This window comes from Micromonospora sp. WMMD1102 (assembly GCF_029626265.1).
Lineage (GTDB): Bacteria > Actinomycetota > Actinomycetes > Mycobacteriales > Micromonosporaceae > Plantactinospora.
Genome location: NZ_JARUBN010000001.1, coordinates 8,588,297 through 8,602,263, shown reverse-complemented (window position 1 = coordinate 8,602,263; position 13,967 = coordinate 8,588,297). Strand labels below are relative to the sequence as shown.

General features: G+C 69.2%; 9 protein-coding genes and 1 pseudogene. 8 read left to right on the top strand and 2 right to left on the bottom strand.

Annotated elements, in window-relative coordinates:
• Position 1: 1 nt before the first annotated feature.
• Positions 2-331 (bottom strand): hypothetical protein, encoded by a 330-nt coding sequence (locus O7626_RS39180; protein ID WP_278065952.1) that lies wholly within the window; start codon positions 329-331, stop codon positions 2-4.
• Positions 332-414: 83 nt separating this feature from the next.
• Here O7626_RS39180 and O7626_RS39175 point away from each other — a divergent pair, with 83 nt between their 5' ends.
• From O7626_RS39175 to O7626_RS39145, 7 genes are all read left to right on the top strand, one after another.
• Positions 415-1,716, top strand: a complete 1,302-nt coding sequence (locus O7626_RS39175; protein WP_278065951.1) for a DUF3696 domain-containing protein — start codon at positions 415-417, stop codon at positions 1,714-1,716.
• Complete coding sequence (locus tag O7626_RS39170) at positions 1,706-2,692, top strand: hypothetical protein (RefSeq protein WP_278065950.1); 987 nt, start codon at positions 1,706-1,708, stop codon at positions 2,690-2,692. The genes O7626_RS39175 and O7626_RS39170 overlap by 11 nt, the downstream gene beginning before the upstream one ends.
• Before the next feature lie 45 nt (positions 2,693-2,737).
• Entirely contained in the window at positions 2,738-4,378 is a 1,641-nt protein-coding gene (locus O7626_RS39165; RefSeq protein ID WP_278065949.1) for a DUF262 domain-containing protein, read from the top strand.
• Positions 4,379-4,603: 225 nt separating this feature from the next.
• Positions 4,604-5,479, top strand: coding sequence for a hypothetical protein (locus tag O7626_RS39160; RefSeq protein ID WP_278065948.1), 876 nt, complete (start codon positions 4,604-4,606; stop codon positions 5,477-5,479).
• A gap of 298 nt (positions 5,480-5,777) precedes the next feature.
• Positions 5,778-6,212 (top strand): hypothetical protein, encoded by a 435-nt coding sequence (locus O7626_RS39155; RefSeq protein WP_278065947.1) that lies wholly within the window; start codon positions 5,778-5,780, stop codon positions 6,210-6,212.
• A gap of 21 nt (positions 6,213-6,233) precedes the next feature.
• Complete coding sequence (locus tag O7626_RS39150; RefSeq protein WP_278065946.1) at positions 6,234-7,346, top strand: hypothetical protein; 1,113 nt, start codon at positions 6,234-6,236, stop codon at positions 7,344-7,346.
• 179 nt (positions 7,347-7,525) lie between these two features.
• On the top strand, positions 7,526-8,077 hold the full coding sequence (locus O7626_RS39145; RefSeq protein WP_278065945.1) for a hypothetical protein: 552 nt from the start codon (positions 7,526-7,528) through the stop codon (positions 8,075-8,077).
• Between the two features lie 255 nt (positions 8,078-8,332).
• On the opposite strand, the gene pglW is transcribed toward O7626_RS39145, so the two are convergent.
• Positions 8,333-12,763, bottom strand: a complete 4,431-nt coding sequence (gene pglW, locus O7626_RS39140; protein WP_278065944.1) for a BREX system serine/threonine kinase PglW — start codon at positions 12,761-12,763, stop codon at positions 8,333-8,335.
• A 312-nt stretch (positions 12,764-13,075) separates the two neighbouring features.
• On the opposite strand from pglW, the pseudogene O7626_RS39135 reads away from it, so the two are divergent.
• Positions 13,076-13,918: pseudogene (locus tag O7626_RS39135) on the top strand (CU044_5270 family protein); the annotation flags it as partial.
• Positions 13,919-13,967 lie beyond the last annotated feature (49 nt).

Here is a 13,967-nt window from a genome sequence, read left to right as displayed (position 1 = left end):
CCTAGATCGGGATGTTCGGATGGTCGCGACGATGCCGCTCGGCCGCCCGCTCGTCGGCCTGCCGATAGGCGAAGGCGACGTGGAGCAGACTCTCGTTGTCGACCTCCAGCACCCCGATGACCCGCTCGACGGCCGTGCCGGCAGCGGCAGTCACCGTGTTGTAGGCGTCGGTGAGCTGCCCGGCCGGGCTGACCTGCCCGAAGTCGGCCGGCGAGAGCACGGCGTCGGCGCGCACCGCACGCAACGCGGACGCGAGTTCGCTGGAGTTGTCCAGATAGGACTGCGCGACCCTGACGATCTCCACCGGGTCGGCACGAACCTCGTCCCCCATGCTTGTCCACGCTACCGCCGGCCGGCCAGGCCCTCCATCATGGCGGTACGCAACCAACCGATCACCCGACTATGGTGTGGCCCATGTCTCTGGTCCGGATGGCCCTCGGCAACTATCGATGCTTTGCCCAACGGCAGGACATCGAGCTGCGGCCCATCACACTGGTCCTCGGCCGCAACAACTCCGGCAAGAGCGCCCTGGTACGCGCCCCGGTGCTGCTCGACTCCGGCATCCACACCGACGCGCCGACCCCACTCGACCTCGACGCCCTCGGCGAAGGGCTGGTCGGCCTCTTCGTCGACCTGATCCACGGCCGCCGCCCGCACGGCAGCATCAACCTCGACCTGACCGTCGACAGCCCGCTCTCGCCGACCCGACTCAGGGCCACGGTGCAGAACGTCAACCGCGACCGCTACGACACCCAGGTGGTCTCCGAACTGGAGCTGTCCCAGTCCGGGGTGCGCTTGGCCCACCTCGAGTGGGAGCTGAACGACCCTTCCGAGCCATCCCGTTATGCCGTCGAGTTGGGCGACCAGGTGTGGAGCGACCTGCCGGTCCCCTTCCACGGGCTACTGCCCGCCGAGCCACCCCTGCTGCGGCGGGAAGATCCGTCGCTTCCGAACGAGATGGTCAACGAGTTGCTGGCCGCAGTCAGGTTCCGGAACTACTTTCCCTCCGTCCGCTATTTCGGGCCGTTCCGGGAGCAGCCGCAGCGACGCTACCTGCTCCCCGCCCGGATGCCGAAGGAGCTTGGCAGCACCGGACTGCACGCCGCCGGCATCCTCGCCAGCGACACCGCCGGCCGGCAGGGCGAGCTGATCCGGCAGGTGAATACCGGGCTCGCCGAACTCCTGCCCGGCTGGACCCTGGACCTGGTCAGCCGGGGCGAGGTCTGGTCCGTCGTACTCCGCTCCGCGGCCGGCACCGACTTCGCGGTAAACCTGGCCGACGCGGGCACCGGGGTCGCCCAGGCCCTGCCGATCTTCGTCCAGCGGGCACTCGACGTGGTCAGTCCACCGGATCGACCCGTACTCGAAATCATCGAGCAGCCGGAGCTGCACCTGCACCCGGCCGCGCACGCCGACCTCGCCGACCTCTATCTCGCGGCTGTCGACGCCACCCCGGTCCGGTTCCTGATCGAGACGCACAGCGAGACGTTCCTGCTCCGGCTCCGGCGACGCATCGCCGAAGGAAAGGTGGACCCCGACACCGTGGCCGTCTATTTCGTGGAACCGTCCGACGGTGCCGCCCAGGCCCGGCGGATCACGATCGACGCCGAGGGCAACCTCGACTACTGGCCGACCGGCATCTTCTCCGAGGACTACACGGAGACCCGGGCGCTGGCCCGGGCCCAGTGGGCGAAGCGGGACGCCAGTGCGGGTTGAGCTGGCCCCGGAGGTCTTCGCCGACACCGACGACCGCACCGGACCGTACTCCCTGGCGGACCTGCACCGCGTCTACGACCTGCTGCGCTGCTTCGCCGAGGAGCGGCACGAGTGGGTCGTCGCGGACGTGGCCGTCGTCGCCGCGGTACGCGACTTCGTGTCGAGCCACCTGCCGAAGCTCGCCGGCACCTACACCGCGCTCGCCGAGGACGCGGCCGTGGCCGTCAACGCCTGGACCGGCACCACCCAGGCGACCACCGAACCGGTGACCGTGTCCCGGGCCAACCTCGCCGACTACTCCGATGATCTGTGCCAGCGTGCGGTGATCGTGGTGGAGAACCAGGAATCCGACGGCCATTTCCTGGAGACCGTCGCCTACGTACTCAATCATGAGCGGATCCTTACCGCGTTCCGCAACCGCTGGGTCGAGATCGGGCACGGCGGCGGCAGTGACCTGATGAAGGCGGCGCTGGCCGCCGGCAACCGCTTCCGCCGGGTGATCCGGGTCGTCGCGGTCCTCGACAGTGACCGGCTCATCCCGCGCCAGCGGACCGGCAGCCACGACAAGGCCAGAACCCTCAAGGAACTGGACATCGGCGTGCACGTCCTGGTCCGCCGGGAGGCCGAGAACTACGTACCCGACAAGGTGCTCGCCGGGGTCGGCAAACTCGCCGAGGCGTCCGCCCGGCTCGACCGGCTCAAACAATTGACGCCGGAACAGCGCGGTCACTACGACATGAAGCACGGCTTCACCAAGATCCACAAGTCGCCGGACGCGACCCGCGCCCACGCCGAACTCTTCCCCGACCTCGACCACCGGACCCGGTCCGCCCTGCACGACGGCTTCGGTTCCGACCTGCTGAGCCGGATGCACACCTGTCGTGAGGCGCTCACCGAGCACGACTTCGCCCAGCTCGGGCCGGACGTCGTGGCCGAGCTTCGCGCGCTGCTCGCGACCATCGCCGGCAGAATCTGACGGTACGACAACCAGCTGCCACACCAGCGGGACCAGGGGGAACGGATGGCCGTGCGGACCGAGGAGTTCAGCATCAGAGTGGAGGTGCTGCTGCTGGAACAGCTCCTCGACGAGGTCCGCTCCGGCCGGCTCCGGGTCCCCCGGTTCCAGCGCCCCTACGTCTGGCAGCCGCACCAGATGCTCGACCTCTACGACAGCATCGAGCGCGGCTATCCGATCGGCAGCATCCTGGTCTGGGAGACCAGCCGCGCCCTGCCCAGCCTCGACCGGGTCGCCGGCATCGAGGTCCCGCCCGCCCCGGACGGCCCGATCGCCTACCTGCTCGACGGGCACCAGCGACTCTCCACCCTCTTCGGCACCCTCGTGCACCGCCCCGAACCGGCCGGCACCGGCCAGGACCGGCAGTGGTGGATCTATCGCACCCTCGGCGCCCCGGACCAGCGGGACCTGCTGTTCCAGCACTGGGGAAAGCATGCCCCGCCCGCCAACCTGCTCCCGATGCAGGCGGTACTGCGCACCATGGACTTCCTCGCGCACGCCCGCCGACTCGCCCGCGACCCGACCACCGCCGACACCTCCGACGCCCTGGTCGACGAGGCCGAGCAGGTCGCCCAGCGGATCAAGGCGTACAAGATTCCGGTGATCCGGCTCTTCGGCGGCGACCTGGAGCACGCGGTCGAGGCGTTCTCCCGGGTCAACAGCAGCGGCCGGCAGATCAGCCCGGACCAGATGGTCTCCGCGCTGACCTACCAGGCCGAGCACACCGAAACCCTCACCGACCGTATCTCCGGGATCCGGGAGAGCATCGCCGACAGCGGGTTCGGGGACGTCGCGGCCGAACCGGTCTTCCAGACCATCGTCGCGATCACCGGCGAGGACGACGTGCAGGGCGCCCGCTGGACCGCCCTCGCCGACCGGGTCGACAACACTCTCGACGGGATCGTCGGGCAGGCCGAGGTCGCCCTGCACCGGGCGGTGCGGTTCCTCCGGTACGAGGCCGGGGTGCCGGTGGCCTGGCTGGTGCCGTACCCGCAGCAGCTCACGCTGCTCGCGCTCTTCTTCCACCACCGCCCCGACCCGGACGGGGCGCAGAGCCGGGACCTGGTCCGCTGGTTCTGGAACACCTCGTGGTCGACGGTCTTCGTCGGCGGCAACGCCTTCCAACTCCGCCGGGCCCTGCACCACATACGCGCCTACGCCACCGGCCGCGCCCCGCTCCGCCTACCCGGCCAGGCGCCCCAGGCGCTGCCGGAACGCTTCGACACCGAGGACGGCCGGGTACGCGCCTTCCTGCTCTGGGAGCTGAACCACTTCGGCCAGCGCTACGGGCTCGACGGTGAGCCGATCGACCTGGTCGACCTGCTGGCCCGCTCGGGACCTGCCGCCTACCGCCGGATCGTCACCGGAACCCGGGGCGCCGCCAGCATCGCCAACCGCATCGTCCTACCCACCCCGCCCGGCACCCCCGTACGCGACGCTCTGCGCAATCTTCCGTTGAAACTGCTACGGCCCGTGACGGTCAGCCACGGCATCCCGCCGGCAGCGCTGGCCCAACTGCTCGCCGATCACCGCGAAAACTTCATCCGGGAACGCGCCGCTGCCCTCGTCAGCCTGGAGCAGCAGTTCATCCAGCAGATTGGCGGCGAGGAAACTACCTGGAACACCACCCAGGAGGACGGACCCTGATCGGAGGGTCGGGTGGTAGGAGCATCGGCGCTATCCACAGGTTCCCGACCCTGGAGTGACGAGGCAATCGCTCTTCGTGCTATAACCTTCGAGGCAAATTCGCCTCAATCGGGGGAGCCGGATCTTGGAGACCACCGAGCCGGGCTGGCGGTCTGCGTATCGTGGCGACGACGTCCGCGTCCGAGGTCTCGGCTCGGGCAACCTGCTGAGGATGCGGGGAAGCCAGTGACGCGCCGCACGATCGTCATCGCCAGCACGTCCGTAATGGTGCTGCTGTTGACTGCGGCGGGCGTGTGGTGGGCACAGCAGCCGGACGACAAGCCAAAGACCGCGGCCTGCCCGTACCCGAAAGTGCCCGAGACGTTGTCCCTGGCGGTTCCCGATCGTTACGACCGGACGAGGATCGCGGCACCGTCAGGCGGTGCCGTCACAGTGATCGACACCGGCTTCACACAGACCGAGAACGACAGCGCGGTCAGCATCGGTGCCGTTTTGGAGAATACGAGTTCCCGCGTGGCCTACCGGACGCGGGCGTTCTTCCGAGCCCATGCCGCGGACGGTGACTATGCGCTCGACGATCCGGCGCTGTTCCACTACCACTTCGAGATTCCGATCATCCGGCCCGGTGAGCGTGCGGTAGTCGGCACCTATGCGTCGCTCAACTCGACGAACTTCCGCCGGACAGGCATCTGGCTTCAAGTCGCCCGAGCCCACCTCGACCTGTTCCGGACCCAATGGATTCCGGAGACCGACACGGGGACGTTCCCGGCGATCAGCGCACAACCCGACCCCACACAGCCGCCGCTGGCGGAGGACGATCTCGTCACCGTGCGCCTGGCAGCAAACTCCAACGCCTGCCGTGCCCTTGGCGGCCGGGGCATGAGCATGGTGTTCCGCAATGCAGCCGGAGCGGTGGTCGGCGGGGCGTTCGACGGTACCCGAGAAGCTGATTTCTGCGCGGCAGGCGACTTCAGCCCACGGGCGCTGGTTTTCGGCAGCAGGCTGCCCGATGCGGACCTGGCCCGTACCGAGGTCAACGTCTACTGTGATGTGGCTCCGAGCAGTGGCTTACCTCCGGGCCCGTTTCAGCCTGTCAACTGACAGGATCACCGGATAGTTGGGCGACCCCGCCCGCGGTCGGAGGATAGCCAGGATTGCTGGACCCGGCCGGACCATGATGGCGGACCGCCTTACCGTGGCGACGATGCCAGCTCGGGTAGGACAGTCTGTTGACTCGAGGTTATCCACAGGTTTCCGACTGTAGCGTGACGAGATAGTCGCCCATCGTGCTATAACCTCCGAAGCAAATTCACCTGCAACCGGGGGTAATCGGATCATGGAGACAACCGAGCCTGGGTGGCGGCCGGAGTATCGAGGGGCTGACGCCAGCGTCGGCGACGTGGGCTCGGGCAGGGAACTCGGTGCCCACCTCTACTACCTCTACCGGGCCGGCCGCAACGAGTTGCCCCAGATCGCCAAGACCTACGCCGACGTGGCCGTGATCGTCCACCGGACGGCCGGGGCGATGGAAGGGCAGTTCCATCTGCCCGACCGAGGCATCGGTCCGGCCCAGCAGCGTCTGCTGGAGTTGCGCGCCGAGGTGCAGGACGTGCTGCGGTTGACCTCGCTGCGGATGTCGGAGGTCGGCGCCGCGCTGGTCACGATCGCCGACCGGTACGCGGCCACGGACGAGGCGGCTGCCAATGAGTTCAGCCGGCTCCTGGGCAACAACGCCTCGGACTACCAGCGTCCCGCCCTCGCCCCGCCCGATCCCCCGGCCCCTGGGGATCCACCCCTGGCAGATCCCCGCATTCCCCGCAACGTCGTTGACTGACCTGGCCAGACGGGAGACGCCATGGTCGACAACTCGATCCCCTTCGACTATCGCCAGATGCACCAGTACCTCAACGAAATCGGCACCTACCTGGCCGAGTTGCACTACATCGACCAGGTCTTCGCGTACATGCAAGATATCGAGTCCAGTGCGTTCGACATCTTCGCCGAGATAGCCGCTCTCGGGAGCGCCCCCGGTTCCTGGATCAAGGTGGACTTCACCGGGACTGTCTCGTTCAGCCGTATGTGGCGCGTGCCGCCGCCCTTCCCACCACGCCTGATCTGGCAGGATTCGATAGAGGAGGTGATCCAGAAGCAGATTGACGAGTTCAAGACAAAAGCGGCAGGGTGGGCGTCGGACAACATGGACTCGATCAGAACGATGGTCAAGCCGCTGGCGCATCCCACCGGATCCGTCTATCTCAACGACATCGTCCAACCGGTGCGGGACGCACTGGCCCGGTTGGAAGACTTCGTGCCCCACGACTTCGGCAAGCTGCGGCACACCCTGGGTAACTGGTCTGGTGAGGCGGCCGATGATTTTGCCGGCAACTTCTACGACCCGTTCGAGCACACCTTGGCAAGTCATCATCGGATGCTCGCCTCGCTCGTCGCCGGCTTGGAGGCCGCGCACGCGACTGTCGACCTCACCCAGCAGAGCCTGATGAACGTGCTGCACGCCACCCGCGAAGCGCTCCTGGAGCAGCTACGCCGACGCCCCCAGCAGGCGGCAGCGCAGCAGCAGGAACAGTCCACCAAGCACGCCATGATCATCGTCAGCGCCTTCGTACCCATGGCAAAGGGCCGGGATCTCTGGGCCAACAGCCTCGACATGGCCAGCGCCGCCACCTCTGCAGTTACGAGCGGCGCAGCTCCAAACCCCATGGATGAGCATGCCCTGACCGGAGGCACCGCCGAAGAACTACTCCACGCCCTGACCGATGCCATCACTCTGATCGATGGAAACTCGGAGAGGCAGTACTACGCCCTCAACGACGACGTGCAGACCGTGCTCGCCCGGATGGACGTGATTCGGTATGCCCCGGACGGCAAGGACGGACGTTTGGTGCCCCCGCAGCCCCGGCTGCTCGACGGCACCAACAGCAGTGGTTTCTATCTACCGCAGGCCCGATGAACGGAGTTGTCGGCATGCACGTGCGCCGTCGGACCCGCTATCCCATCGCTCGACGCTGGGCAGCACTGGCCGCTGTGAGCGCCCTCGTCATGAGCGGATGCGATTCCGGCCCGGAGCCGACCAAGACCCAAGAACCACGCGTGACGTATGGGCAGCCAACCGCTGACACGTGCGAGGGTATGAAGATGGGGGAGGTCGCGGCAGGGTCCGGTCTGAAACTCAGATCCTCAGACGATCCGACAGTAAAGTTCGACACTCGTGGTAGCTACGTCTACCTGAGCTGTGGCGTCAGTGCCTATGACGAGAGTGATCGCTTCCGCACCGGGATCGGCAAATTCGAGCCGAGGGGCACCGTCAGTCTGAGCACGTACCCGACCCACGAGGATGCCGAACGCGACCACAAGTCGAAGGTGTTCTCGCTGAGAACTCATGAACGGGCCGGCCAGTTCGGTGCGTCATCCCAGCAGATCAGTGGCTGGTGGGACGAAGGAGTCTACGTCCAGTTGATGCTCCCGATGGATCCAAAAGAGTACCCGAGCATTGAGAATCTCGACGCTGCCGCGGTAGAGGTCATCTACGAACTCCGGCACGGGAACCTTCTCATCAGTACGGACCTGCATGCTCGGGCAACTACGCCGCAGGTCGAGCAGGTTCTCGCCTTCCTTCGAGAGTTCGTGGAATCCATCACCGAGGAGGCCGTGGCCCATCTCTCCCGTACCGGCCCGAACTGATCCAGCCCCCACCGCCCTAGGCGGCCGAAGTGACAGACCAGCAGGGCTACAGCGGATCTCGTCGACGAAGCCAATGACCGAGGACAGCGATGAGAATCTTTCGAAACCCCTCACCGGGCCGGGCCCGAAAGCTGGAACCGACGAGTCCGGCGACGAACAGGATGGTCAGGGTAGGTTCATGCTTTCCGAGCCAGCCGGAGAGCACAGCTCGCAGCCGATCCATGTCGATGTCGCCGACAAGGTAGACGGTCAACTTCACCGCGGCGGGCGGCCGTTCCGGTGTTCGTTCGCCACCCAGGCGTCCGGCAGCGTCACCCACTCGTCCTGGGCCACCGGCACCACCGTGGCGTCGAGCCGGGGAAGCTGCCCCGGATCCTCCATCGGGCAGAGCAGCCACACCGCCCCCGCCCCACCCCGGGCCAGGTCCGCCAACTCCTCCAGCAGCTCCATCGCGCCGTACCGGGCCAGCGGCGCGGCGTCGAAGAGCAGCAGCGGCAGCCGCGGGTCCGGCAGGGCCAGCAGCTCCGGCCGGAGCTGCTGCCAGGTCCGGGTGGCGAACTCGGCGAGCTTCAACGCGTCCCGCGAGTTCGGGTCGGCCGCGTCGGCGGCGAGCACCGTCTTCCAGGTCGGCTTCGGCCGGGCTTCGACCAGGGTACGCAGCTGCGCCAGGAACCGTCCCGCCACATTGCACGGACGCGCGTTCAGCCGGTGGACCAGCTCGTGCTGAGCGGCCGGATACCGGTCGGTGCGCACCGTCAACGCCCGGAACCCGCCCTCCTCACCGGTACGGCTGAGCTGCTGCTCGGCCCGGAACGCGGCGGCCAACTCCGGTGAGGCCGCGTTCCACATCGTCATCCTGCTGTCGGTCGACCGCCGCTGCTGCGACGACATCCTGGTCGACGAGCCGGTCCCCGGCCGGGCGTGATAGGCCCCGTTCCGGTAGATCAGCGGAAAGCCCGCCTCGGCGAGCAGGTGCCCCAGCCGGGGATGGCCGGGCAGCGGCGGCATCTCCGGAAACCGTGCGGCGACCCGCTGCTGGATGTCCTTCTCGCGCAGTTCGGCACGCCGCTGGGTGGTCGACGGCGGCACCAGGCCGGCCTGGGTCAGCCGCAGTGCCCGCACCGGATCGAGATCACGCGGATAGATCTCCAGCCGGGGCGAGGCCGCCGCCCGCGCCGAAGCCACCGCCGCCAACTGCACCATCCGCCGGTCGTCGAGCCGGAAGCCCTGCTCGCCCACGGTGACGGCGGCCAGCTCGCGCAGCACCGTCGCCGGGCTCGGCAGCACCTCCAGCTCGGCGAGCCGGTCCGCCGCCTTGCCGAGCGCGTCGGCCAGGTCGAGCAGCGCCGGCGCGGACGGGGTGTCGGGTGACTCGTCGGCCGCCACCTCTAGGGCGATCAGCAGCCGGTCGCGGTTCCGGCTCTCCGGCGACGGATCACCGTGCCGCCGTACGGCGAATCTCGGCTCGTCCGCGAGCGGGTCGATCTCGACGGCCGCCCGGACCACGGCAAGGGCCACCGCCCGGCGTACCGGTTCGAAGTCTTCCCCCGATCCGCGTCGTACCAGCAACGCGGTGGCCAGCTCGGTAGCCTCCATCACCCGACCGCTCTCGGCGAGCAGGGTGATCAGCTCGGCGCGGACGCTGGCCAGCACCGGGTCGGCGTGCCAGCGTTTGCGCTCGGCTATCAGGTACTGCGCCACCCGGCCAGGGGTCACCCCGACCCGCTTCGCCACCTGCGACTGCAGCGGCCAGGGTGGCAGGTCCGGCAGTGCACCCGCCTCGTCCGGCAGACCGAGCAACAGGCGTACCGCCTCCACCTGCTTCTGGTTCGGGTGCTGCGGCACCAGGAAGGCGGTGACGGCGTCCAGCCCGATCCGGGCGAGGTCCGCCGGCGACCTGCCGTCGGCGCCCGACCGCTCGTCCGCGCGTACCGTCTCGGCGGCGATCTCGGCGCGCGCCTCCGCACGGTTCCGCGACGGCGCCGGACCCGACTCCTGCTCGCCGAGGCGGCCCCGCCACTCCCGCAACCGCTGCTGCAACTCGCCCCGGGTCTTGGCGCCCAGACCCGGCAGAGTGAAGAGCTGCTTCGAGCCCAGGCCGAGCAGGTCCCCGACGGTGGTCGCGTCGAGCCGGTGCGCCGCCGACACCGCCCGGGGGGTCAGCCCGGAAGCTTCGAGTACGGTCGCCCGGGTCGCCCTGGCCGCCGCCTCGTCCCGGTCCGCGACCGTCGTCTCGACCTCGACATCCGGATGCTCCGAGCCGGCCGGGTGCTCCGAGCCGACCGGGGCGGTGTGGTCGGACTGCCGGAACACCTGCTGCCAGGCGTCCCGCATCTCCTTCAGCGACGCGTGCCGCTGCCCGGCGTCCCGGTGCAGCGCCCGGTGGAAGAAGCCGACGAGCGCGCTCCGGATCGCCGGGTCGAACGCCTCGACCGCCAGCACCGGCGGCCCCTCGGTGTGCAGCGGGTTGGTGAGGTCGTCACCCCAGACCGGGATCTCACCGGAGGCCATCTCGTGCAGGGTGACCGCGACCGCGTACCGCTCTGCCTGCTCGTCGTAGACGGGCCGGGTGGTGGTGCCGAGGAACGGGTCGAGATAGCGGGGGGTGCCCGCCTCGATCTCGTCGACCGGCAACGCGGCCAGCGAGAAGTCGAAGAGGACGAGCTGGCGGGTGCGGTTCGGCCGGATCCTGATCGCGATGTTGTCCGGCTTGATGTCCCGGTGGAAGACTCCCTCGCCCTGGAGGTGGTCGACCGCCCCGAACAGATAGTCGGAGTACGTCTCCAACTCGTCGACGGTCAGCCGGCCGTCCTCGCGGAGCTTGCGGGCGAGCGTCTTCTCCCCGGCGTGCTCCAGGACGATCATCCAGCGCGGCGGTACCTCGATCGGCTCCTCCCGGGCGAGCCTGATCACCCGGGAGTCCTTGTGCAGCCCGCGCAGCACCTGGGCCTCGTGGCTCAACCGGGCCGCCTTCTCGTCGGAGAGTGCGACCTTCAGCACCTCCAGCGCGCCGGTCCGGGTGTTCTCCGCCAGGAAGGCCCGGGAGGTCGAACCGGTGCCGAGCTTCTTCCTGATCTGCCAGTCGAGCACCGTGTCGCCGAGCTTCGCCTCCAGGACGTCGATCTGCTCCTCGGCAACCGCCGGTGGCGCGGTGAACTCCTCCTCGACCAGTTGCAGCATCTCCAGCAGCTCGGCCACGGAGGCGAGCCGGCGGGCCGGCACCGGCGCGGTGGCCGCCTGCACCAGCTCGTCCATGAACTCGGAGACGGAGTCGACAGTCGACGACGGGCGGAGGCCGTCCTCCTTCGCCAGCCTGGCCAGCAGCTCGGCCCGGCTGGCGGCCGGCGGTTGACCGGAGAGCAGCAGATAGGCGAGGGTGCCCAGCCCGAAGACGTCCAGGGCCACCGGGTCCGGTGCCGGCGCGCTCAACTCCGGCGCCAGGTATGCCTCGGCGGAGCGCTCCAGGTGCGGACCGAGCCGCGACGACGGGGAGATGCGCAGCGCGTCCGCGCTGCCGCCGACCGAGTCGGGCCCGCGGGTGGCCGCCTGCCAGTCACTGATCTGGAGCTGCGGGCGCAGCCAGGCCGCCTCCTCCGGCTCACCCCGCTGCCGGTGGCCCGGCCTGACCAGGACACCCCGGGCCGAAAGGCTGCGGTGGTAGAGCCGGCGGCCGTGGGCGTACCCGATCGCCTCCACCAGCTGCCGGACCATCCCGATCCGGGTGCCGACGTCGAGGCGCTCGCCGTACTGGGCCATGAAGTGGTCGAGCCGGACCGCCCGGGGGTCGTGCCGGAAGATCAACGCCGGGCCGCCCTCGTGCGGCTCCATCGTGTCGACCTGCACGATCCCCGGATGGCTGATCCCGTGCAGGGCGATCATCTCCCGGCGGGCGGCCCGCTCGATGCTGGCCCGTTCCGCCTTGGCGGAGTTGCGCTCCAGGAGATAGATCCGGATCCGGCGCTGCTCGTGCGCGAACTGGGCGTGCTCCGCCAGATGGTCCTGCCAGGTCGGGCCGACGTCGAACGGCTTGGCCTGAAGCTGCCACGAGCCGACCTGCTCGTAGCGGCGGCTCCGCGCGATGCCCACCTCCCGGAGCAACCTGGGCAGCGCCCTCGACACCTCCGGGGTCACCTGGCGGCGCTCGTCGCGGGGCAGCGCACCGAGCAGGTCTGACCAGATGCCCGGCAGCGGCCCGGCCGGCTGCCCCGGGTGCGGCTCCGGACCGTACACCCCGTGCAGTTGGTGCTCGTCGAGCTGGACCTGGAGGTCCGGCGCGGAGAGGAACACCGCCCCCTGGATGAACGGGACCCGCACCTTGAGCTTCTGCTTCGCAGCTTGCCGGTCGAGCAGCGAGCGGAGTCGCTTGGCCTTGAGGTCGGCCAGGTGCAACGGGTTGTCGAAGGTGCGGACCGATCCCCGGTTGTCCCGCTGGTTGTCGGCGATCCAGTTCGGACCGCTGTTGGTCAGCCGGCCGTGCAGACTCTTTATCTCGATCAGGTAGAGGCCGGCCCGAGCTGCCACCAGCAGGTCGATCTCGTAGACGTGGCCGGTGTCGGCGGTGAAGGTGAAGTTCGACCAGGCGCGGTACGGCTCGGCGTCGGGCAGTAGCCGGCGGATGTGCTCCAACGCGGCCCGTTCGTGGTCGAACTGCGACGGCGTGATCGTCGTCCACCGGGCGTCCTGCATCGGTGCACGCCTCCTGTTCCGTCCCGCTGTGTGACGTCGACGCCGCTGTGGCCTCGTCCGGACAAGTCAGCGGCAGGCACCCCAGCGTAGTGACCTCGCGACAACCCGCGCGCTCGGGTTATCGGCGGATGGCACTCGGTAGCCGGCTCGTTCGGTGACCCGTTCGACCCGGTCGAGGGGGTACGACCGTCAGCCGCCGGCTGCGGCCATTCCGCCGAGAGGAGTAACACTTGGTGACCGCCGTACGAAGAAGGGGTGTGAACGGGGACCGGGGTAGCCAGCGAGTCGGGCGGCCCGTCCGCTCGGCGCCCGTGCCCGGTTCCGGCACGGTTGGCGGCTCGCCGGCGCATTCGGCTGGCGGCCGCCCTGACCGTCGGTGTGCTGGCGGTCCAGACGATGGAGGCGGGCGACCAGCCGCCGCCCACGGCGAGCGCGTCGGAGATCTTCCGCCTGGCGGCCTCTGCCGCGCGGCAGCAGCCCGAACTCACCGCCCGCCCCGGCCAGTACGTCTTCACGGAAGTCCTGGCAACGTCGCAGGACAAGCCGGGCACGGGACCGTACGTGACTGGCCGGGTGCAGCTGTGGACATCGGCCGGCGGAGTGGCACACACTCAACGGCGACACCAGTCGGAGACCGAGCCGGACGGGTGGAGCGAACTGGAGGTGCTCCGTCTGGACGACCCCGCGGACCCCGACAAGAAACTCGACGCGTTCCCGCCGCCCGCGTACCACGGCGACCTGCCCATCGACCCGGACGAGCTGCTCCGATACCTCCGTGAGCACCCGGTCGAGCTGCATCTGCCGGAGGGCGCCGACGAGGATGCGTCGTCCGACCACATGCCGTACGTCACCGCGCGGTCGATGCTCGACGGCTATGTGCCGCCCCGAGCGCTGGCCGCGCTCTTCGAACTGCTGGCGGAGGAGCCCGGAGCGGTTGTCGTCTCGGATGACGTGGTGGACGCGGCCGGCCGGCACGGGGTGGCGATTCGGATGCCTGGTGTGATCGGCGCTCACTACGACCTCATCTTCGACCGGGACACCCACGCCTACCTCGGTACCCGGTTGTCGCACCTGCCTGACGGCAAGGAGTCGCTGCACTCCGCGTCGGCGCTGCTCCGGGTCGCGATCGTCGACCGGCCGGGCCAACTGCCCTGACCGACCTCGACCACGGCGTGGCCGGGGACCTTCCCGAGCGGGAGGGGCC

What these genes read in the sequence shown, in the direction of transcription:
- O7626_RS39180 (WP_278065952.1), bottom strand. Translation starts at nt 331, where the DNA reads ATGGGGGACGAGGTTCGTGCCGACCCGGTGGAGATCGTCAGGGTCGCG.
- O7626_RS39175 (WP_278065951.1), top strand. Translation starts at nt 415, where the DNA reads ATGTCTCTGGTCCGGATGGCCCTCGGCAACTATCGATGCTTTGCCCAA.
- O7626_RS39165 (WP_278065949.1), top strand. Translation starts at nt 2,738, where the DNA reads ATGGCCGTGCGGACCGAGGAGTTCAGCATCAGAGTGGAGGTGCTGCTG.
- O7626_RS39150 (WP_278065946.1), top strand. Translation starts at nt 6,234, where the DNA reads ATGGTCGACAACTCGATCCCCTTCGACTATCGCCAGATGCACCAGTAC.
- O7626_RS39145 (WP_278065945.1), top strand. Translation starts at nt 7,526, where the DNA reads ATGAAGATGGGGGAGGTCGCGGCAGGGTCCGGTCTGAAACTCAGATCC.
- pglW (WP_278065944.1), bottom strand. Translation starts at nt 12,763, where the DNA reads ATGCAGGACGCCCGGTGGACGACGATCACGCCGTCGCAGTTCGACCAC.